General features: G+C 44.5%; 18 protein-coding genes and 2 tRNA genes. 12 read left to right on the top strand and 8 right to left on the bottom strand.

Translation table 11 applies throughout. The features are described 5' to 3' along the window. Window positions 1–9: 9 nt before the first annotated feature. Window positions 10–2,898 carry a PAS domain S-box protein gene (locus QZ938_RS00865; RefSeq protein ID WP_293346584.1) on the bottom strand — a complete coding sequence of 963 codons (2,889 nt, stop codon included), beginning with the start codon at window positions 2,896–2,898 and terminating at the stop codon, window positions 10–12. 508 nt (window positions 2,899–3,406) lie between these two features. On the opposite strand from QZ938_RS00865, the gene QZ938_RS00860 reads away from it, so the two are divergent. From QZ938_RS00860 to QZ938_RS00850, 3 genes are all read left to right on the top strand, one after another. Next, window positions 3,407–3,790, top strand: coding sequence for a hypothetical protein (locus QZ938_RS00860; RefSeq protein WP_293346586.1), 384 nt, complete (start codon window positions 3,407–3,409; stop codon window positions 3,788–3,790). Window positions 3,791–4,025: 235 nt separating this feature from the next. Next, the gene (locus QZ938_RS00855) at window positions 4,026–4,214 is read left to right on the top strand and encodes a DUF2949 domain-containing protein (RefSeq protein ID WP_293156860.1); all 189 of its coding nucleotides are present in this window, start codon (window positions 4,026–4,028) and stop codon (window positions 4,212–4,214) included. Between the two features lie 182 nt (window positions 4,215–4,396). Further along, window positions 4,397–5,593: a transposase gene (locus tag QZ938_RS00850; protein ID WP_293156855.1), complete on the top strand. Its 1,197-nt coding sequence runs from the start codon at window positions 4,397–4,399 to the stop codon at window positions 5,591–5,593. A 226-nt stretch (window positions 5,594–5,819) separates the two neighbouring features. On the opposite strand, the gene QZ938_RS00845 is transcribed toward QZ938_RS00850, so the two are convergent. Next, window positions 5,820–5,896: transfer RNA gene (locus QZ938_RS00845), tRNA-Met, on the bottom strand. Between QZ938_RS00845 and QZ938_RS00840 the strand changes: the two genes are divergently transcribed. Continuing rightward, window positions 5,860–5,988, top strand: a complete 129-nt coding sequence (locus QZ938_RS00840; protein WP_293281593.1) for a hypothetical protein — start codon at window positions 5,860–5,862, stop codon at window positions 5,986–5,988. The genes QZ938_RS00845 and QZ938_RS00840 overlap by 37 nt on opposite strands. Here the strand turns inward: QZ938_RS00840 and QZ938_RS00835 are convergent. The 5 genes from QZ938_RS00835 to yqeK all read right to left on the bottom strand — a co-directional run bounded on the left by QZ938_RS00835 (window position 5,967) and on the right by yqeK (window position 9,041). Next, window positions 5,967–6,043, bottom strand: a tRNA-Met gene (locus tag QZ938_RS00835). The two genes, QZ938_RS00840 and QZ938_RS00835, sit on opposite strands and share 22 nt — an antisense overlap. A gap of 208 nt (window positions 6,044–6,251) precedes the next feature. After that, window positions 6,252–7,205, bottom strand: coding sequence for an asparaginase (locus QZ938_RS00830; RefSeq protein WP_293156852.1), 954 nt, complete (start codon window positions 7,203–7,205; stop codon window positions 6,252–6,254). Between the two features lie 127 nt (window positions 7,206–7,332). Next, window positions 7,333–7,833: a CGLD27 family protein gene (locus QZ938_RS00825; RefSeq protein WP_293156849.1), complete on the bottom strand. Its 501-nt coding sequence runs from the start codon at window positions 7,831–7,833 to the stop codon at window positions 7,333–7,335. Continuing rightward, window positions 7,830–8,264: a ribosome silencing factor gene (gene rsfS, locus QZ938_RS00820; protein ID WP_293156846.1), complete on the bottom strand. Its 435-nt coding sequence runs from the start codon at window positions 8,262–8,264 to the stop codon at window positions 7,830–7,832. The genes QZ938_RS00825 and rsfS overlap by 4 nt, the downstream gene beginning before the upstream one ends. Window positions 8,265–8,402: 138 nt before the next feature. Further along, window positions 8,403–9,041 (bottom strand): bis(5'-nucleosyl)-tetraphosphatase (symmetrical) YqeK, encoded by a 639-nt coding sequence (yqeK, locus tag QZ938_RS00815; protein WP_293346589.1) that lies wholly within the window; start codon window positions 9,039–9,041, stop codon window positions 8,403–8,405. 234 nt (window positions 9,042–9,275) lie between these two features. Here yqeK and QZ938_RS00810 point away from each other — a divergent pair, with 234 nt between their 5' ends. The 8 genes from QZ938_RS00810 (at window position 9,276) to QZ938_RS00775 (ending at window position 18,885) form a co-directional block, all read left to right on the top strand. Then, the gene (locus tag QZ938_RS00810; protein ID WP_293156840.1) at window positions 9,276–9,551 is read left to right on the top strand and encodes a BrnA antitoxin family protein; all 276 of its coding nucleotides are present in this window, start codon (window positions 9,276–9,278) and stop codon (window positions 9,549–9,551) included. A 92-nt stretch (window positions 9,552–9,643) separates the two neighbouring features. Continuing rightward, window positions 9,644–10,882, top strand: a complete 1,239-nt coding sequence (locus QZ938_RS00805; protein ID WP_367181815.1) for a Na+/H+ antiporter NhaC family protein — start codon at window positions 9,644–9,646, stop codon at window positions 10,880–10,882. Between the two features lie 18 nt (window positions 10,883–10,900). Then, on the top strand, window positions 10,901–11,110 hold the full coding sequence (locus QZ938_RS00800) for an EamA family transporter (protein ID WP_293156834.1): 210 nt from the start codon (window positions 10,901–10,903) through the stop codon (window positions 11,108–11,110). A 318-nt stretch (window positions 11,111–11,428) separates the two neighbouring features. Beyond that, window positions 11,429–12,253: a hypothetical protein gene (locus tag QZ938_RS00795; protein WP_293346595.1), complete on the top strand. Its 825-nt coding sequence runs from the start codon at window positions 11,429–11,431 to the stop codon at window positions 12,251–12,253. A gap of 39 nt (window positions 12,254–12,292) precedes the next feature. Next, a complete protein-coding gene (locus QZ938_RS00790; RefSeq protein WP_293346598.1) occupies window positions 12,293–15,409 on the top strand; it encodes a CHAT domain-containing protein in 3,117 nt (1,038 codons plus the stop codon). A 642-nt stretch (window positions 15,410–16,051) separates the two neighbouring features. Further along, window positions 16,052–17,332: a hypothetical protein gene (locus QZ938_RS00785; protein WP_293346601.1), complete on the top strand. Its 1,281-nt coding sequence runs from the start codon at window positions 16,052–16,054 to the stop codon at window positions 17,330–17,332. A gap of 77 nt (window positions 17,333–17,409) precedes the next feature. Beyond that, entirely contained in the window at window positions 17,410–18,177 is a 768-nt protein-coding gene (locus QZ938_RS00780; protein ID WP_293346604.1) for a hypothetical protein, read from the top strand. A gap of 78 nt (window positions 18,178–18,255) precedes the next feature. After that, complete coding sequence (locus QZ938_RS00775) at window positions 18,256–18,885, top strand: pentapeptide repeat-containing protein (protein ID WP_293336848.1); 630 nt, start codon at window positions 18,256–18,258, stop codon at window positions 18,883–18,885. Window positions 18,886–18,888: 3 nt separating this feature from the next. Here QZ938_RS00775 and QZ938_RS00770 read toward each other — a convergent pair whose 3' ends face one another. Continuing rightward, window positions 18,889–20,304: a transposase gene (locus QZ938_RS00770; protein ID WP_293346607.1), complete on the bottom strand. Its 1,416-nt coding sequence runs from the start codon at window positions 20,302–20,304 to the stop codon at window positions 18,889–18,891. Between the last annotated feature and the right edge of the window lie 42 nt (window positions 20,305–20,346).

The raw sequence follows: 20,346 nt of genomic DNA, 5'->3' as shown, positions 1-20,346 counted from the left end.
AAAGCGCAACTACGTACCTTTTAATAATTCTACTTGCGCCGGCAAGCACACAGTGAAAACCGAACCGCCCCCTAACCGGCTTTGAACTTGCATATCACCGCCCATCATCAAACAAAAGTGACGGCTAATAGTCAATCCCAAACCCGTGCCGCCGTACTTGCGCGTAGTTGAGGCGTCACCCTGCATAAAAGCTTGAAATAAATGCTGCATTTGTTCGGGGGGAATACCAATGCCTGTATCAGCTACGCGGAAAATTATTAAATCGGAAGGTTCTGCTATTTCTTGAGTTGTTAAGCTGTCATGCTTAACTCTTTCAACGGACAAGGTAATAGTCCCGCCTTCCGTAAATTTTGCTGCATTGCTCAGCAGGTTGAGCAATATTTGACGAGTTTTGGTAATGTCAGCATACATCATTCCCAAGTCCTTAGCACAATTAACTTCAAATTTATTAAAATTTTTCTCTACCAATGGTTCGGCTGTAGAAACTACCTCGTCAATTAAATTAACCGGGTTGAAAGTTTCTAAATAAAGTTCCATCCGCCCCGCTTCAATCTTAGAAATATCGAGAATGTCGCTAATTAAAGATAGCAAGTGTTTGCCGGCAGTTTGAATTTTGTGCAAGTCTGGGATAAAATCTTCGCAGCCCAAATCCTCGGCGTCTTCTTTGAGCATCTCGCTGTAACCGATAATGGCGTTGAGGGGAGTTCGCAATTCGTGGCTCATATTGGCTAAGAATGAGCTTTTGGCTTGGCTGGCTGCTTGAGCGGTTTGAGCGACTTGTTGGAATTCTTCTGCTAGTTTGCGTTGGGTAATGTCTTCGGCAATGCCGACTATACGGTAAATTTCTCCTGTTTCGTTGCGGACTGGAAAAGCCCGATCGCGCACCCAGCAAACTGAACCGTCGGATCGCACTACCCGATACTCCTCATCATAATCCCCCTGCACCTGTTTTTCAAAGGCTGCCTTAACGCGATCGCGATCGTCTCGGTGAATAGCATCCCAAAAAGCGTCCGGATGTGACAGCAAACTCCGATAGCTTAAATTCCATATTTTCTCGCAAGCAGGGCTCACATAAATTATCTGCTGTTGATTCGGTTCTCTAATCCAAAATACCTCATGAATATTTTCTGCCAACTGGCGAAACCGTTCCTCACTGGCGCGCAACTGATCCACAGCACGGTGAAACTCCGTCACGTCTTGAACCAGCGATGCAACCCCAATTATACAGCCGTCAGCATCAACCAAAGTCGTATTGTACCACTCACAAAGAATAATTTGCCCGTCCTTTCTAATGTTCTCATTAATGCTACTAATTCCTCCTTGATTAGTGAGCAAAGTTATAGATAGTTGCCTGACATACTCCTTAGTATTTTCAGGAACTATTAAATCGACTCCGTGCCGTCCGATTGCTTCCAAGCGATTGAATCCAAAAATTCTTTCTGCTGACAAATTCCAGTCGGCAACTTCAAAATTGAGATTCCATTCGATCGCCCCCAAAGGAGTTTGATAGAGGTGAAAAGCGAGTTTTTCCTGAGATAGTTTCAGAGAGCGAATTAATTGAGTTTTATCAGCAATCGCAGCTTCCACCCGCTCTTCGAGAGTAGTAAACGACTCTTCCAATTGATCTGCCATCGTATTAAAAGAGCGAGCCAGGACACCCACCTCATCCTCCCGCTCTACAGACGCCATCAAGCGGGGATCTACCGCCATTGAGTCCCATTCTCCCCGCGACAAAGCCTCCGCAGCCTTGCTCAGACGATGAATTGGCATGACAATCCACCTCGAAGTCACACATCCTAGAGCCGTCGCCAGCACCAAAGCACCGAAACAGAGCAAAATTGTGTAGCGAGTATTGGCGTTAATCGCTTCCATAAAATCGGCTTCGGGAACCGCCACTACAATCAACCAATCGAGGCCCCTCCTGTCTGAGAAGGGCGTTACCTGTAGAAATTGCCGTTGACCGTCGATGGTAAAATCTAACTGCTGAGAGCTGTCAATCTTGCTCAAATGCCCGAACCGTTGTGTCAAATAGCGGGCTGTCGATCGAATTAGAACATTTTTGCTATTCGCTGCCCCAATCCGTTGTGGAACGCCTTTGCTCACAATAAATGGCGCTTCTGGAGTTGAATTTGCAACCAATTCTCCAGACCTTTCGACAATAAAAGTTTGTCCTGATTTACCAATCTTCAGTTTTTCCAAAAATTGATGAATATCAGAGAGTGTCAAATCAGAACCAAGAATTCCAATCAGTTTATTATTCTTTCCGTAAACGGGTTGAGCAGCAGTAATTGCTAGTTTGGGACTGTCAAAATAAGTATAAATTTTAGTCCATGTGGGCTTGCCTGCCCGCACCGGAGCTACATACCAAGGTCGGGTGCGAGGGTCGTAGTTAGGAGTAGTTTTTAAAAGCTTAGTTGCTTCGCCGAACTTAGACGGCGTGTAGCTGTGCAAATTATAGCCACTAGACTTATTAGAAATCCGAATTTGCAAATTGCCATCGTCAAGCCTTTCAACTCCCGTAAAAATTTTTTGTTCGGAGCCGAATTGAATGTAGCTAATTGTATTAAAGGTTTCGAGTTGTTTGGAGAAGTAGCTGAGTAAACTGGCTTCATCCTGCACGTTCAAAATACCCAGACGGATGGCATCGAGATTGAGTTGATTGATTTGGTGCGGCCTTTCGATATAACTATAAATGTGTTGCTGGATGCGCGATGTGACTTCGGCCCGCAGTTGCGCGGCAACATCGTTGACAGCTATGCGCCCGTGGCGCAGGGACAGCCACCCCGTCAGCCCCACCGCAGCGAAAGTCTGGATGGCAAAAGGCACTACAAGGACGAGGCGAATTGGCACTTGGCGCGACATTTTTAAAATATGGTCGCTCAGATATCTGATTGGCATATTGAAGCAGAAATATTACGAACCCACAAAGTTTCGGTAAAGTACAACCTGATGAGCGCAGATTTTAACGTTGAGATCGTTTTATCTGGCAAAGTGCTGTTAAAAACTCTGAATCTGCCGCTACTAACTTAATTTTTAACGACTGCCACCGTCATCTTAGCGCGATCGCGTGCTTGGTAAGGGCGATCGAGATTAATCGAGTATCACTCCTGGACGGAATGTAGGCGGTGATACTATTTGAGATTTTACATTTGAGATTGGGTAGTTGGCGATCGCACTCGCTTCTCCAGAAACCGATTTTTTTTACAAATCTGGTAGTTGAACTTCGATCGCCCTCAGTTGCCGCGAAGTCTCAAACTGGTTTCTGAGAGTCGGAGCACGATCGCCAGTTACAAGTTTTCGCGGTAACTTTAATTAATATCTTCATAACCAGTTACTTTTGATAGAGTGCAAGTTAATTCCGGCTGGGTACAATAAGTATAGTAGGATGCAACTAGCGGAGGCATGGATGATGAACGCAGTTATTGCTACTCTTGGCACTGCTCTCGGACTGAGTTCAATTTTTATCGGTTTTACTCCAGCGGTTATAGCCCAACAAAGACCGCAACCAGCACCCCAAAATTCGGAAACGACTTTATCAGGGGATTCCCTCAGAAGTGTGGAGGACAGAACCGTAGACTCGGACTACCAAAACTTGATTGGCGAACGAGAAACGGCGGCTAATGCTGCTACTCGGGAACGCAGCTTGGGGGATACATTTCGCCTCAAAATCGGCCCCGAATTGGAATTTATCACTACTCCTTCTGACGCCCAGCGCCAAGGAAATCCCGTTCCTATCAAACCCAGCGACAGCGGGACAGAAGCTGGAGTTCAGCTTCAGCTAGGACTTTAGCAATATTTAATGGAATTGAGGTCTAGCAAACGAGCGATCGCACAGCCCGATTTTTGAGGCTATAAGCTCTTGTGACTGCGATCGCTCGTTTCTATGAAATTTATCACAAGTTTTGTGCGGCTTCCATCACAGGAGAGTCTTTATTCTCCACCTACAATTGGGGCTATTAAACATCAGACGCATCCCAATTAGATACGTATCTTTACAATAGCGCATAAAACTGGCGGTGAAGGTCATGGGAAAGGCTCAATTAATCGATTATTTGCGGGGAGAGTTGGCGATATCGAATTCTGCGATCGCCGTTGCTCTGAGACACGACGAACAAGATGCCGGCCAACTGCCAATGGTTCTGTGGCAGTACGGGTTAGTTACCCTGGAAGAGTTAGACCTGATTTTTGATTGGCTGGAAACTCAGTCGGCTTAATAATTTAAAATTCCGAATTTTAAAATATGGATATCTGATTCCAGATTTTTGAGAAATAAAGCTTACCAAAAGATTGGGTCTACAACCCCGTCCTTATAGGACGGCTTGAATTCAAAGTCTAAAGATTACTTTCCAATCAAGTTTATAGCTACAATTGCCCATAAGCGTCATAGAATAATTCCATGATTGTACTAGAGTTCAAGTTAAAAGGCAAGCTACAGCAATACCGGATCGTAGACGAAATGATCCGCACAGCTCAGTTTGTCCGAAACAAAGCTCTCAGATATTGGATCGACAATTCCAGAGTTAAGCTATCGGATTTATACAAACAATGCGCCATCATGGCGAAAGAGTTTGAATGGGCCGGAAAACTTAACTCAATGGCGCGTCAAGCTTCGGCTGAGCGTGCCATTTTTGCTATTCAACGTTTCTTTTCTAATTGCAAAGCTAAGAAACCAGGAAAAAAAGGATACCCACAATTCAAAAAAAACACTCACTCCGTAGAATACAAAACTTCCGGATGGGCGCTTTCGATCGACAAAAAATGTCTAACATTCACGGACGGTTTTGCTGCTGGAACCTTTAGGTTACTCGGTAGTCGAGACTTGCACTTCTATGCACCTACTGAGATTAAACGAGTCAGAGTAATTCGTCGAGCCGATGGTTACTACGCTCAGTTTTGCATCAATGTAGAGCGAACAGAAGAAATAGTTCCTACGGGGAAAACGATTGGCATAGATGTGGGATTGAACCATTTCTACACCGATAGTACAGGAGAAACAGTTCCAAATCCTCGGCATTTGCGTAAAAGTGAAAAAGCTTTAAAGCGCTTGCAGAAACGAGTTTCTCGGAAAAAGAAAGGTTCGAGTAATCGCAAGAAAGCGATAAATAAGTTAGGCAGAAAGCACTTAAAAGTCAGTAGGCAGCGTAAAGACTTCGCCATCAAGACGGCGTTGTGCGTAGTGAAATCTAACGATTTCGTAGCCTACGAAGACCTTCAGGTGAAAAATATGGTGAAGAACCATAAGCTTGCCAAATCAATTAGCGATGCAGCGTGGTCACAGTTTGCCCAATGGTTGCAATATTTTGGGAAAGTGTACGGTAAAACAGTAGTTGCTGTAGCACCTGGGTACACTTCCCAAGATTGCTCAAGTTGTGGCAATCGCGTTCAGAAATCCCTATCGGTCAGAACTCATATTTGCCTGTGCGGTGCGGTGTTAGACCGCGACCACAATGCAGCGAAGAATATTTTGGCTAAAGGATTGAAAGCCCGTGCAGGAATTAATTTAAATACGGTGGGGCACACCGGAATTAACGCTTGGGAACAGACCGACCTCTACCCATTGGTGGTGACATCAACGGGCAAGCCGACTGGTTGAACCAAGAATCCCTGCGCGTTCAAGCCGGGGAGTGTCAAACAAACGGGCGTCTAAAAGTATAGGGTTGAGTGTTGAGGTTGAGGTTGAGGTTGATTTTTTACCTTTGGGTAAGATCTAAATATGCGATAGGGACACAGCACTGCTGTGTCCCTATTGTTATGGCTCCAGACGCGATAAAACAAGCCCCAGCAACTTTTAGGTTTGCCGGGGCTTGTTCGATTGAATTTGGTGGCGGGAAGTGGATTTGAACCACTGACCTTCGGGTTATGAGCCCGACGAGCTACCAGGCTGCTCTATCCCGCGTCGCTGTCTGTCTATCTATTCTCAAAAATCAAACCCTGCATCCTCAAAGATTGCAGGGATTGTTTCAAGTTGGTGGCGGGAAGTGGATTTGAACCACTGACCTTCGGGTTATGAGCCCGACGAGCTACCAGGCTGCTCTATCCCGCGTCGCTTTGTCTACTCTCTAATATAAACACATCTTTCTGGAAATTGCAACCCCTCTATCAAAAAAACTTTTGAGATTGTGGTAGGGGTTGCTGAAATTGGCGAAGAAGTGTCGATCGAAGAGGGAGAGAGGGGGAGAGGGAGAGAGTGGGAGAGGGGGAGGGGATTTTTGATCTGGTTATCTAGATAGAGAATTGTAATGCGGAACAACTCAGAGCATCGAAACTTCGCCGACTACCTCCAAACGCTTAAAATCACTGAGAGTTAGGTAAGTGTCAGAAAGAGTTTCGGCGATCGTCGCAGTAATCCAGCCCAACTGTTTTAGCAAGTGAATCGCCACAGCAAATTTAGCGCGCTTTCCTCCATCCGTCACCTTAATTGCCAAGCCCATACCTTCGCCAACCCGGCCGATGCACTGAACCCCTTCAGCACCGGATTTGCTCACCAATTCGCCTTGAGTCAAGCGCATCAGTTCCGTGTCAAATCTCCCCTCACCAGCAACCATCATCGGGTGATGAGTCATAGCGCGGACAATCCGCTCCATATCCACATTGTCGCCGGAGGCTAATTTAGCGTACAAAGACGCCATTTGCCCCAACTGCAACAGATAGGTAGGAGCGCCGCAGTCGTCGCGAGCGCTGATAAACTCTTCGGCAGGCATGGCCAGCAAGTCAGCTACTTTTCCCAAAATAAGCTGCTGGACGGGATGTTTGCGCCGCAAATAAGTTTCTAGAGGCCAGTGCAGTTGTTGACAGACAGCCAGCATTCCGGCGTGTTTGCCAGAACAGTTGTATTGCAGGGGGCTCTTTTTGCCTTCGGGAATGGGGCATTGAAGTTTAGATGGGTCAATGTCGCAGCGCCACAGGACGTTAAACACCTGTCGCGATTGCTCGATCGTACCTTGATGAGAACTGCAAATAATCGCTAAATCTCGATCGGTCAATTCGTAGCGTTCCAAAGTGCCGCTCGCCGTCACAGCCAAAGCTTGAAAAGGTTTGAGTGAAGAACGGACAAATGTCGCCGTTTCCGAGTTACCGGCAACGGAAAGAACGCGGCCGCGCTTGTCGCAAACAGCCGCCTGGGCGCGATGCCTAGATTCTGGAATACCTTCGCGCAACAGCGTGACTTCGAGTTCGGGAGCTTGGGTTCGTTTTCCCCTTGTCATATCAATTTTAGATTTTAGATTTTAGATTTTAGATAGGGGCCGGTGGAAGTTTCGATCCCTATGTCGCAACGGGGCGGGCATGGGGCACCGCCCCTACTACTCAAAACTTCCCTGTTACCGCTTCCGATTACACACAAGTCCAAATTAGTCCCCCGGCAACCAGCAATACTGTCAAACCATAAAATGTCTGCCGCAGACGCCTGAGAATTGGTTCTAGTTCGTAGTTGACTATCAATTGGTCTTGAGCTAAAACTTCGGGAGTTTTAGGCCAAGATTGACAATCGTACCAGCCAGACTCTTCGTAGACGACTGTGGGATTGGCAAGGCGCGATCGCACGTAGAACCAACCCAAGTAAAGCCGCAGCAAAGCTAATCCTAGAATAAAACCGGCACCAGCGGTAGCGCACAGGGCAAACTGAACTGGATACTTACCAGGAGCAAAGCTGGCTGCTGCTAAGGGCCCGGATACCAAGCAACTCCAACCCCATACCCAAGCGAGTTTTGCCAGATATGCGGGCCAATCGAGAGTTACCCAGCTAAAAAAACCGGATTCTGTCAGTTCTTGGTATTCATTAACCGGGCGTTGTTCCTGCGGAACAGGACAAATAGAAACAGAAGTGTCTTTCACATTAGCGATCCTCTCGGCGCAGTGGAAAATTCAATTCGTTCGGCGTGTCCCCAGAACGCTTCTAAATTGTAAAATTCGCGCTCTTGAGGTTTTAAAATGTGGATAATCACGTCGCCGTAGTCCATGACGACCCAACTGGCGTCTGATAGCCCTTGTGTACGCAGCGGCAAGCGTCCCCATTCTTCTTCTACTTGGTCGGCGATGGCTTGGGAGATGGCTCGTACCTGGACGTTGGAAAATCCGGTGACGATCGCAAAGTAGTCAGCAAGATAGGATACTTCTGCTACGCCGAGCAATACAATATCAACTGCTTTGCGGTCATCGGCAGCGGCAGCAGCGGTCAATATCAGGCCGCGGGCTTCGTCTGGGGTGGTGGCGTCCGTTACTGTGGACTCGGCCCGGGAGTATTCGAGTTGGGTTAGATCTGACATTAAGTGTTTAAGTTCCTAATTGATACGGTAAGGGGGAAGTGGTGCGCTATTGGCTTTCGGTTGTTGGCAGTTTGAGACTGGAAATAGGAGTTAAATTCAAGTCAAAAGTAAGTACAGGATTGCTGGTAAATTTTACGTTTAACTTGTGATTTGTTCGATCGACTTTCCCGTCGAATTTCCTATTTCGGGCGATTGGGCGCGGGCCATTTGCAGCGCCCAATTCCGCGTAAGTACGGTGCGGGGGTGGATGTAGCAGCGAGTTTCTAGCAAATATTTAAGAGAATAATCGCTAGTTTGCCACACGGCTGCATAAAGATTTTGCACGCTTGCCTCGCGCAGTGCTTCTAGAGAGGCTGTGTTGCCGCGACTCGGCTCTATAGTGTCTGCTATAAAAACGGTACAACTGAGCTGGCTCATGTTTGGTCTGCCGAGGGTATGATTGGCGATTGCGTCCAAAATTTCTCGATCGACCACCCCGAATTCGTCTCTAGCGACGATCGCGCTCGCGTCTGCGTGCAGCAAATGCGGGTGTGCTTCCAACACTGAGTCTAACTCTAAACCTTCCTTCTGAGCCATTTGTAGCAGCAGTTGGGGTTTAAAGTATTTTGCCAAATCGTGGAGCAGTCCTGCCGATCGGGCTTTTGCTTCGTCGAGGCCGTAATGGCGGGCCAAGTCTCCTGCTGTTTGTTCGACTCCGAGGATGTGTGTGATGCGGGCGGCAGGAACGCGCTGTGAGAGCCAAGCTAGGACTTTTTCGCGATCGAGTGCAAGTGTCAAATATTAACTCCAAATTGTAGGATCTACTATTTTAGCGTTTTGTTTTAATGGACTGCGGTGTCGGGTACGCATCCCAATTTGGTAAAAAGCGTTTTTTAGGAGTGCGAACGTCTCGCTCGCGATCTATGCCGCGAGCGAGACGTTCGCACTGCATATCATCCAAATATATTATTATGATGGTGCAACCGTGCGCGATCCCAAAGCAAAAATGAGATGCTCCCAAAGCAACTAAATATGAACAACGAATTTACTTCGAGCAAATCTCAAACTGACTGGCAACGCCTAGATGCCATGACTGATGAAGATATTGATTTCTCCGATTGCCCTGAAATTACGCCTGAAATGTTTGCTAAAGCAGTAGTTCGGCGAGGCTTGCCCAACCCTAAGACGAAAGCTCAAGTGACCTTACGCATTGACAGTGATGTTTTGGAATGGTTTAAATCCCAAGGTCGCGGTTATCAAACTCAGATTAACACGTTACTGCGAGAATACATGAAAGCCCATCAATAATGGATTTGCTATTTTTTGTATCGTTCTCATTTATTCTACTTTTAATCAGTGCCATCAAAGGTTATTTTATAGTTGCTCCGCTTCTAGCTTCGATGGCAATTTTGACGGTCATTTTGTTGCGGAGGGGATTTGGGCTAAAAAGCTTGATACAAATGGCTGTTGCTGGCAGTCAAAAATCTTTTTCAGTCATCGCTATTTTACTTTTAATCGGCGCAGTCATGGCTGTGTGGATGGCTGCGGGGACGGTTCCGGTGCTCGTATATTGGGGAATTAAATCGATCGACCCTCAGTATTTCATTTTTTGGGCGTTTGTGTTAACGAGCGTTTTTTCTGTACTGCTGGGAACATCTTTTGGTGCTGCGAGTACGATCGGCATTGCTTTAATGATAATCGCCAACGGCAGCGGTGTAAATCCAAATCCGATCGCCGGGGCAATTGTGGCGGGAGCTTATGTGGGCGATCGGTGTTCTCCGATGTCTTCGAGCGCTATTTTGATTGCCATCCTTACCAAAACCGAAATTTATACCAATCTCAAAAACATGGCGGTGACAGGCTTATTACCCTTCCTCGTTTCCAGCCTGTTGTATTTAATTTTATCCGCTTCAAATCCCGTCGAACTTTCCGGCAACAATTTGGCTTTGGAACTAGGCACAGCCTTCAATCTTAATTCGATAACTTTGCTGCCAGCCTTGACAATTCTCATACTTTGTGTACTGCGAGTCGAAGTCAAAATCGCGATGGCTGTTAGTATCGTTGCCGGAAGTGCGATCGCCTTTTTCGTTCAAGGTTATTCGGCGATCGAGATTCTGCAATTTGCGATCGGCGGATTTAAATTAGCGCCAACTTCTAGTTTAAAAGACATTGTGGCGGGAGGAGGGATTTTGTCTATGGCTAAGGTTTCATTAGTTGTAGTTGTCTCGACAGCATTTGCAGGAATTTTTGCCGGCACCAGAATTTTAGAATTTGTAGAAGTGTATCTCAATAAAGCTCGAACCAGAGGAGATTTATTCTTGGGAACGACAGTAATTAGCATTTTCTCAGCAGCATTTGGCTGCACGCAGACGATCGCAATTATCTTGACTCATCAATTAGTCGAATCAAAGTACCGCCAACAAAAATTAGATGGCGCTCAACTTGCTGTAGACTTAGAAAATACCGCTGTTGTGATTTCTCCCTTAATTCCTTGGAATATTGCAGGCTTAGTTCCGGCAACTGTCTTGAGTGTAAATTCGGATTTTATCCCCTATGCCTTTTATTTGTATCTCGTTCCTTTATTTAGCTTAATTCAAATGAAGCTGGCCAAAAATAGTCATAAAAATCAACCCAACTAAATGAATAAGAAAATATCAATGGGTTATTTTTTAGGAGTAGCTGCGACTGTTATTTGGGCGGGAAACTTCATCGTTGCTAGAGCTTTAAATCAGGATATTTTGCCGATCGGTCTGGCATTCTGGCGATGGGCGATTGCCGTAGCAACATTAGCACCATTCGCCGTACAATCCACAGTTGAAGATTGGAAATTGGTGCAAAAATATATTCCTTTTGATTCTCATACGTAACTGTAAACTGTCAACTGCTTGTGAGTACCTACTTAAAAGCTTTATGGTGTAAGGCTTGCAGCCAGATACAGCCATCAGGGATTCCCACAGCAGAAAAAAATTTTAGTAACTTGCAGAAATTTGGCGATATTTCTAGATGAATAAGAAACCACACCACTACAGTATGTAGAGTGATGCAGAACGCGGGACTAAAAGGTCGATCGGACTCTTGTCAGGCAAAACCCGTAGTGGCTAACCTATAAACAACAAGCGGATATAAGGGCTTGATACCTTTTTGGTGGTTCTCAAAAACTTCTACTCTCAGAGGAGTATTGATTTATGGACGACAAAGAAAAGCAGCCATCTCCAGAAGCAAACGAAAAGTTCACCGAAGCCGAACTGAATAACCACCTGAACGATCTGGCCTTGGAAGCCCAAAGGCATCCCCTTGAAAGTCCCGATCGCCAGTTAGCCTTGACTAGATTGGTTTCAGAGCTCAGGAAACCCAGCCGCGTTTCACTCCCAAAACATTCACCCAGCTTATCTCTCGCCGAAAACCACCAAGTTTCGGAAGACATTAAGCAAGAAACAGACTTGGCACTTTTCGAGTTTATACAAAAGGAGAAGTTCGACCCGAAAAAAGGAAACGTATTAAACTACGCGAGGTTTACTCAGTCCAAAAAACAGATCGATTTTATTGCTAGTCACCAAGGTATTCATCAGAGAACTGAAAAAGGAAAAAAAGTCACTGATATCGTACTGTCAGCCGACAGACAAATCAGCAATGCTCGATCGGCAGATGGTGATGAATCCAAGACGACCTACTTAGACCAATTTACGTCCGATATCTCCGAACCTTCTTTTCTGGAAAAAATGCGGGAAATAGCGCTAGAAAATCCTGAAAATATTTTCAGCAAGCCCATGAGAATACACCCAGATATTGCTCTGCAAGAAATATTCGTTCTCTGGTTAGATGGATACACTTGGCAGGAAATATCTGACAATTTGTCAGCCAAAATTGGTGCAGATGTCAAAATTGGTTCGATTAGTTCTTTTTTTAATCGAGCTATCAAAGACAAAAAACTGATAGCCGTGGTAAAATTGTATCTGGCACAATTTTTGTTTGTTGTGGCAATCCTCCTGAATTTTGGAGATACCCATTAACCAAATCAAATCCGACAATAGCGTAAGCGAGCATCAAGAATGAACGAGCAGCATCTAGAGGGCTACCGACATCTCGTACAAGCACTGCTAAGCTGTCCAAGTGGAGAAGAAGCAGCTATCTTAAATGCTAACTCAGAACTTCTTGATGCTGGCTTAGTTCAGGTGATGACACAAGTAGCAGAAAATCTCGCTGAAAATGGAGATAAAAATGCTGCGGATTTCCTGGAAAGTGTTGCTACTGAAATAATAGAGTTAGTAGAAAAACCATCAATAGCTGAATCACAAGAGTGTTTAACTTTTTTGTTGCAGGGTTTACAAATAGTTTCCGATACAGGTGCTGACCCTCGGTTATTTTACCAGTTTTTACAATCTAATTTAGACAAATTGGATGTCAAATTAATTGCTGTTTTACAGCGATGGGCAACTACTTTCTTCTCTGAATCGAATGCCGACGAAGCTGAAGATGTAGTCTCAATAATTTGTAATTTTGGTAGTTTAATTCAGCAGTTTCCTTTAGGAAGTAGAAATGTCAATATAGAATTAGCTATCGTTGCTTATCAAATTGGATTGAGTTTTTTTACTAGAGAATTATACCCGGAAAATTGGGCGCTTTGTGAAACGAATTTGGGTAGGGCATACAGTCATAGGATTATAGGCCAAAGAAGTGAAAACTTAGAAGTAGCTATTCAGTGTTACTCGGCAGCTTTAGCTGTGTACACTCGCGCCGCTTTTCCTCAACAGTGGGCTAGCTTGCAAAATAGCCTTGCTAATGCTTACAGCGATCGCATTTTAGGAGTGCGATCGGACAATTTAGAAAAAGCTATCGAGCTTTATACAAGCACTTTAGCAGTGTACAGTCGCGACGCTTTCCCCGAACAATGGGCTACGACCCAAAACAACTTAGGAACAGCCTATAAATCCCGGATACGGGAAGATAAAGCACAAAATTTAGAAAATGCTATTCGTTATTATATAGCTGCTTTGGAAGTCCATAGTCGTGAAGATTTTTCCGAACAGGTGGCTGCCACTCTAAACAATTTAGCTACAGTTTACAGAGATAGAATTCTCGGAGATAGGGCTAACAACTTAGAAACAGCTATTTCTTTCTATGAAAGGGCTTTACAAGTTTACACGCGCGAGAATTTTCCGTCGGATTGGGCCATGATTATAAATAATCTTGGTATTGTTTACCAAGACAGGATTTTCGGAGAAAGAGCCGAGAATTTGGAAAATGCTATTTGTTATTATCAAGCTGCTTTAGAAGTCCGTAGCCGTGAAGCTTTTCCCGAACAGTGGGCCGCCACTCAAAACAATTTGGCTACATTTTACAGCGATAGAATCAAAGGTAATAGAGCAGAGAATATTGAAAAATCCATCTCTTGTTATCATGATGTCCTAACAGTTTACACTCGCGAGACATTTCCTTATGAATGGGCGATGACTCAGAATAATTTAGGCAAGGCATACTCGGAGAGAATTAGATATGAAAAATCGGAAAATCTTGCAGCAGCAATTGAAGCTTATCAAAGAGCTTTAGAAATTTTCACACCCCAAGCATTTCCTTTAGACTGTTTGAAAACAGCAAAAAATATGGGTAATACAGCTTTTGATGCTGAATTATGGCACATAGCAATAGAAAGCTTTGCGGTAGCAATTGAAGCCGTAGAACAAAGTCGGAGTTGGGCGGCTTCTGAATTTAGAAGACAAGAAATTCTTGAAGAAGCCATTGATATTTATGAAAAAATAGTCCAAAGCTACGTTAATATCGATCTACCAGATCGAGCTATTGAATATGTCGAACGCAGCAAAGCCCGTAATCTTGTGGATATTCTATCCAGTCGGGGGCTCTACCCAACAAAAAAAATTCCAACTGACAATGATTTAAGATTCAGTTACCATGTTAAATTAATCTCGTTCGATCGAATTCAAGCTTTACTAAAATTTGAGTTTGATGAAAACACAGCCATCATAGAATGGTATATTGTTAGCAATAAAATCTTCACTTTTATAATTACCAGTCAAGGTAAGAGTCCTATAGTTGTGCAATCCTCCCATGAGGATATAGAAAACTTACTTACTTGGTTTGGGGAATACTTGGAGGATTATGGGCAGAACACGAGACAATGGCAAGAGCAACTTTCAGCCCGTCTTCAGCATCTCGCTCAAATACTACATATCGATCGAGTCATCAACTATTTGCCTGCGGATTGTGACCGAATAATTTTTGTACCCCATCGCTTCCTGCACCTGCTACCTCTCCATGCTTTGCCTCTAAATAAAGGTCAAAACCATAATATCCTAGACCATTTCTTGAGAGGTGTGAGTTATGCTCCTAGTTGTCAACTTCTGCAATTAAGTCTCGCTCAAAAACCTTCCGATTTGATCCACTTATTTGCTATTCAAAACCCTACCCAAGACCTAAATTTTAGTGATATTGAAGTTGAAAATATTAGGCGTTACTTTGCTCCTAACGATTATGTCTTAGTGAAAGAAGCTGCTAGTAAAAAAGAGATATTAGATAACAAGCATTTTCTTGATGCTAATTGCGTCCATTTCTCTTGTCACGGCTACTTTAACTTTGAATCACCTCTGGAGTCGGCTTTGATTCTAGCTGAGGCTGGAGGTTCTAACGGACAATTACAGGTAACTGCAAGTGAAAATAATCGTTCACTAGACAGTACAAAAATTAATTTAGACAAATGCCTGACATTGGAAGAAATCCTTAACCTAGATCTCAGCCAATGTTGCCTAGTAACTCTTTCAGCTTGTGAAAGTGGGTTGATTGACTTCACCAGTAAAAGTGATGAGTACATGGGTTTTCCCAGCGGCTTCCTGCTTGCAGGCAGTTCGAGTGTAGTCAGTAGCCTTTGGGCAGTCAACGACTTTTCTACAAGTTTTTTAATGATTAGGTTTTACGAAAATCTGCAAAGTAAAACATCCGTAGCTACAGCACTTTGTCAAGCTCAATTATGGCTGCGAGATATCACTATGGCTGAACTGAAACTGTGGATAGATCGAAAACAGTTACCTTTGAATAGCGCACAAAAAATGGCTTTGCATCGTATGTTTCATAAATTTCAAGATAACTCTAAGCCCTTTCAAGATCCTTTCTATTGGGCAGCTTTCTCTGCGGTTGGTGAATTCAAACTTAAGTAACTAAGAATTAGTAGGTTGGCTTTCACTGCATTCAACCCAACCGCAACAAGGGCTATAGCTGGGTTTCGTTGCTTGACTCAACCTATACGATCGCACTAAAATCCTTGACTTTTGAATAACTTCGCCGATACACCCATCAAAAAATTTTCCCATTTTGCATAAAAGCTGGTGCGATCGCAGATATAGAAACATCAGGCAACACACTCTGTTATGGCGAGATGTCCCAGCCAGAACAAATGTGCTAGCGGCGCAACTGCCTATCTGTGGCGGATCTCCGTAGTTTAGGCTCAAATTCCGATCGGGGTCACAAAAGGGGAGTTAAGGGAGTTAACTTTTTTTTATTTCTCCCTCTTCTCCGCTGTTTTATTTGTGTTGCCTGTGGGAGATTACAGATATAGCAACCGCCAAGCCTATCGAGACATTCTCTATCTCTGAAACCCTTGCCAGGATTGCCTTTTCCTTATCTCGTACATAACTGAAGCCTTCTTCCTGCTGCTAGATATCGGCACTAACAGGCCATACGAAGAGATGTTTAACCAACAAAAACCCGATCGTCCCAATTTTTTACCGGTTCCGGGTTGACTGCATAAATCTCCTTTCTTGTCAACGAATTAAGTAAAAATAAGTAAACAGGTTGCAAACATGAGCACAAAACCCAGTTCTCCCTCTCAAACTAACGTAGTTGCCCTCAACAACACCAACTCTCAAAATGCCATCAAAGCTATAGAAGAAATATTAGTATACATCGAGCAAGACCCTAAATATGCCCATCTCCGCGAACAGGCAAAAAATCCACCTACTACCGAAAAACCGAAAAATCTCTGCCAAAAACTTCTGAACAGATTAAAGGAATTACTCATCGCCGATCCAAAAGCCTTTCACGGAACGGCTGTCGTTTCCGAAGACTTGGCGAAGCAAGCAACACTGACTGCCGGCACAGTCACTGTCAGCAGCCTATTTAACTTCTTCACAAATTATCCCTTACTGTTCTTTGCCTTTAAGGACATGGGCTTTTGTGGTGTGGTTTTGACTTCGTTGTGCAACATCCTGATTTTGAAATTCACTAACGACACGACGACGGCTGTTTCATCCCGTACAAAATACAACAAAACATGGCAATTATGGGCGATCTATGCCTCCCTATCAATCAATATCCTCCAGTCGATCGCCTCTCTAGTCGGCACAGAATTAATGCTCAATCAATCGGGTCTGAGCCAGCTCAAAGCAGCAGAATCAATTCAAAAACAGGTACAGCAAGTCGAAACCCTCAAGCAATTTGATAGCCCCCAATATCAACAAGCTCGGCAACGCTGCCAAGAGGGAGAACAGCAATTAAATCAACTCGACAGAACCAATCCGCGATGGGAATCGCTTTACGTGCAACTGTACGGAACCTGGGGCGATCGCAGTACCAATTGGAATCAACTTCCCTTAGAAAAACTTCCTACTTGCCGCCAAGTCGTTCGGCTGGAAACAGAAGCCTCTCAAAACTACGAAACTGCCAAGAAAAATATCGGACTGTTGCTGGTAATCCGTTCCCAAATGGGCAACGATCTGGAATTTCTCAAACAAAAAATGCCCCTAGTTTACCAACAGCACTTTACCCCAGCGGGTGAAATTGCTTCCGGGATTGAAGCAACGCGAATGGCAATCCTCAGTTGCACCAACAAACTGCTAAGCGGCGACATCGCAGGAATGGGTTTCCCCTTATTCATGCTGCTGCTGTCAGTCATTACTAGCGGCTATGCTTGCGCGATGACGATCGCCCTTGCTTTCCGCGAAGATACCCAAAAATCCTTCAGCGATACAGTCAAGAATCAGCGAGACTTTTGGCTGGAAGCCCGCCGCCGGGAACTCACAGCCCAGGTAGAAACCTTGGCTGACATCCGCCCCCACTCTGACAGCGACAGCCATCTCAACTAATTGCAGGGTGCGCGACAACTTCCTTTCGCCGCGCCCCTCACCCAAGAAATTAGCAATCGCCCATCAAAGAGGTCAACATGATCAACTCACAACATCCCAGCTCCGCCAAAACCCGCATCTCCTTAGTTCCCGACTCAGAAAACCCGGTTGTGCAGCAGCCGCGATCTACATCCGACTCAGAATACAAAATCCGCCTGCTAAGCCTCTATATCGCTGAGTTGCAGCAAACCGGACGCATTGATTACCCGGAATTGGTACAGTTTTTAGACCAAGTTTACGAAGTGGAAAATGCGCCCGAAGGATCGTCCATCCTCCCAAATCACTGCGACATTCTCCTGCAAAACTTGCAACGCGAACAAGCTGACATCCTGACAGCTTCTGAAGCAATTCAAATTCTACTAAATGAATTAGCGGATGCACTTACCCAGAAATACCTCACAGACGATATCGAACAACAAGTGCGATCGGGCATCCGCCAAGAAACTCAGCGTTTCCTCAAAGCCGCAGAATGCCTCCTCGATACCGCCGAAGAGCACGCCGTTCAACCACAGTTCCGATTCTGGAAATCGCGATCGACCCCAGAAGAAATAGAGGCCGAAAACCTTCGCAAATCTATCAACGACCTCAAATACATCCGCCAGTACCTCGCGGAACACCTGCAAGTTCGCGAACTAATCGAAGAATTTGTGCCGGCAGAAGGCAAAATCGGGAACTTCCACCGACTGCACAAATACCTCGAATTTGCTCCCAGTGCCGCTGACTTTTTAGGTAACTTCCTCCAGCAAGCACTCCAGCGCAAAATCGCAGGCGGTACTAAGTTCGTGACTCCCAAATCATATCAATAACTTCTCACCTTTAGCCACTCTCCAATTCCCAGAGTGGCTGCGAACTCAATAAACTCAAAATAACTCAGGAAAACAGCCATGATGACATCTTTTAACGCAACTTCTAACCGCAAACAAATGAATACCTCGCAGTTTCGCGACGAATTCGATCGAGGACAGAGGGATTTCAGCTATACGAATCTCACAGGAGTCGATTTAAGCGGCATGAATCTATCAGAAATTAATTTTCAAGCTGCTGTACTGTGGAAAGCTAATTTAGAAGGAACAAACCTTTCAAAAGCTAACTTAAAAGAGGCTAATTGCAGCCAAGCCAACCTCAATTGGGCGGTGCTGAGTTTGGCTCGCGCCGAAAGTGCAAACTTCGCGAGCGCCAAATTGCATCAAGCTGACTTGCACGGTATTCGTGCCATTGGCTGCAACTTCCACAAAGCTGATTTAGAAGGAGCTAACTTAAGTCGAGGAGATTTAGAACGAGCCAATTTAAGCCGTGCAAATCTCAGCTATGCTGATGCGAGTTGGGCGAATCTCAACGGTACTAATTTAGCTGAGGCAAATTTGCAAAAAACTAACCTCAGTTGGACGGATTTGAAGGCATCGAATCCCCAACACGCTCGCTTGGGATTGACGGCGCTTACTGGAATTCGACTTCCTTGGGGCGTGTACGTCATCAACCACAAAAAAGCGCGCAAAGAGCATAACGAGAGTTAGTTTCTATATTTTTCCCTTTGACTGTTGCGATCGGATATTTTTTATTGAGTTATTCAATCCGCGACAGCCAAAGGAGTGAATTGACACTCTCAGGTCTTTCATACACTGAGATTCTGCGGACAGAATAGGTTTGGGTAATACCCAAAGTCTAACTCTCGCTACGGTCGTCAAACAACGTCTACCCAGTTGGTCAAGGTTTACACCTAACTTACTGGCTACTTTTCTCAGAATGTTAGCAGCACCATTTAAGTCTGCATTCACCATCGAAGCATTAGCTGACTGATACAAGCCACGTTTAATCCGTTTTCCAGATGCTTTCCACCCCGATGGTTTTTCACCATATTTGGGTAGGGAGTCACCATCTAGAAAACTAGCTCTTGAGGTATACGCTTCTTCTGTTTCAGCAAATCTGATGCCGTGCAAATCACACAGTTCTTTTAACCTATTTTTCAGCTTTCCCAAAGGCATTTGAACAAACTTTTGATTGTTCACTTTACCGAGATTACTGTTAGACTTGAAACCTTCATTCCACCCAACTATCAGTGTGCCAATTCCGAATTTTAGGCAATGGTTGACAATTAACTTTGCAGCTTTATTAACGCCATCACGCATTTGGTGATTGCGTTTGCGGGTAATACAGTCTAACCAACTATCCCAATAACCTTCTGGCTTTCCTTCTTTTCTAGTGGCTACTTTCTTGTTCCACAATTGATTCATCGCTTTCATAGCACGAGCATCAATTAAGAAGGAGCTTCCTAATGTATCGACACAAGCTGCTAGATTATTAGCAGTTCCCAAGTCAATTGATAACGCTTGATTAATGTCCAGATTATGTTGTTTTTTTTCAACCTCGTAGGACATTTCCAGATAAAAAGCGCCATTTTTAGGGAGAATCGTAAACTCTTTCACTTGGGAAAAATCAAGATTCGATGGCATAGGTAAAAAGAATTCAGGAATTCTAAACCATCGCCTCACGGTTAAGCCCAAGGAGAATCTTAACTGATTGCCAACAAGTTTCGGTCTTAAACCTCCTGAATTAGGATAAGCCACTTTGAACAACTTAGAACCTGTCAGGTATCCCGGTGGCTTGGGCTTAAAATGCAATTGACCTTTGATGTACAAGTCTCTTAATTCTTTAAAAGATTTGAAGGCTTCTGTGACTGACATCAATGTTTGCTGCATTGGTGTTGATGGCAACGACTTAGCAACCATTGATTTGGCAACTGACGATTCAAAAGATAAGTCAAACTTTCCCGTCAACAGTTTTCCAGTCTTAAAAAAAGTTTGACGAGCCAAATAAACCCCACTGTTGTAAAGTTTACCTGATTGTTGGCAGAGATACTCCAACAATGCTTTAACTTCTTTGGTTGGAGACAGTAATACTTGCTGAACTCCCATTGTTTTTTGGCTTTTAGTCACCTCTATTTTCCTGAATATTGGTTGATTTGTCTACTTTTAGCG

The sequence above is a fragment of the Microcoleus sp. CAWBG27 genome (assembly GCF_020883145.1).
In the GTDB taxonomy this organism is placed as follows: Bacteria; Cyanobacteriota; Cyanobacteriia; order Cyanobacteriales; family Microcoleaceae; genus Microcoleus.
Note: the sequence above shows the minus strand (reverse complement) of the source record. Positions and strands in the feature narration are given on the sequence as shown.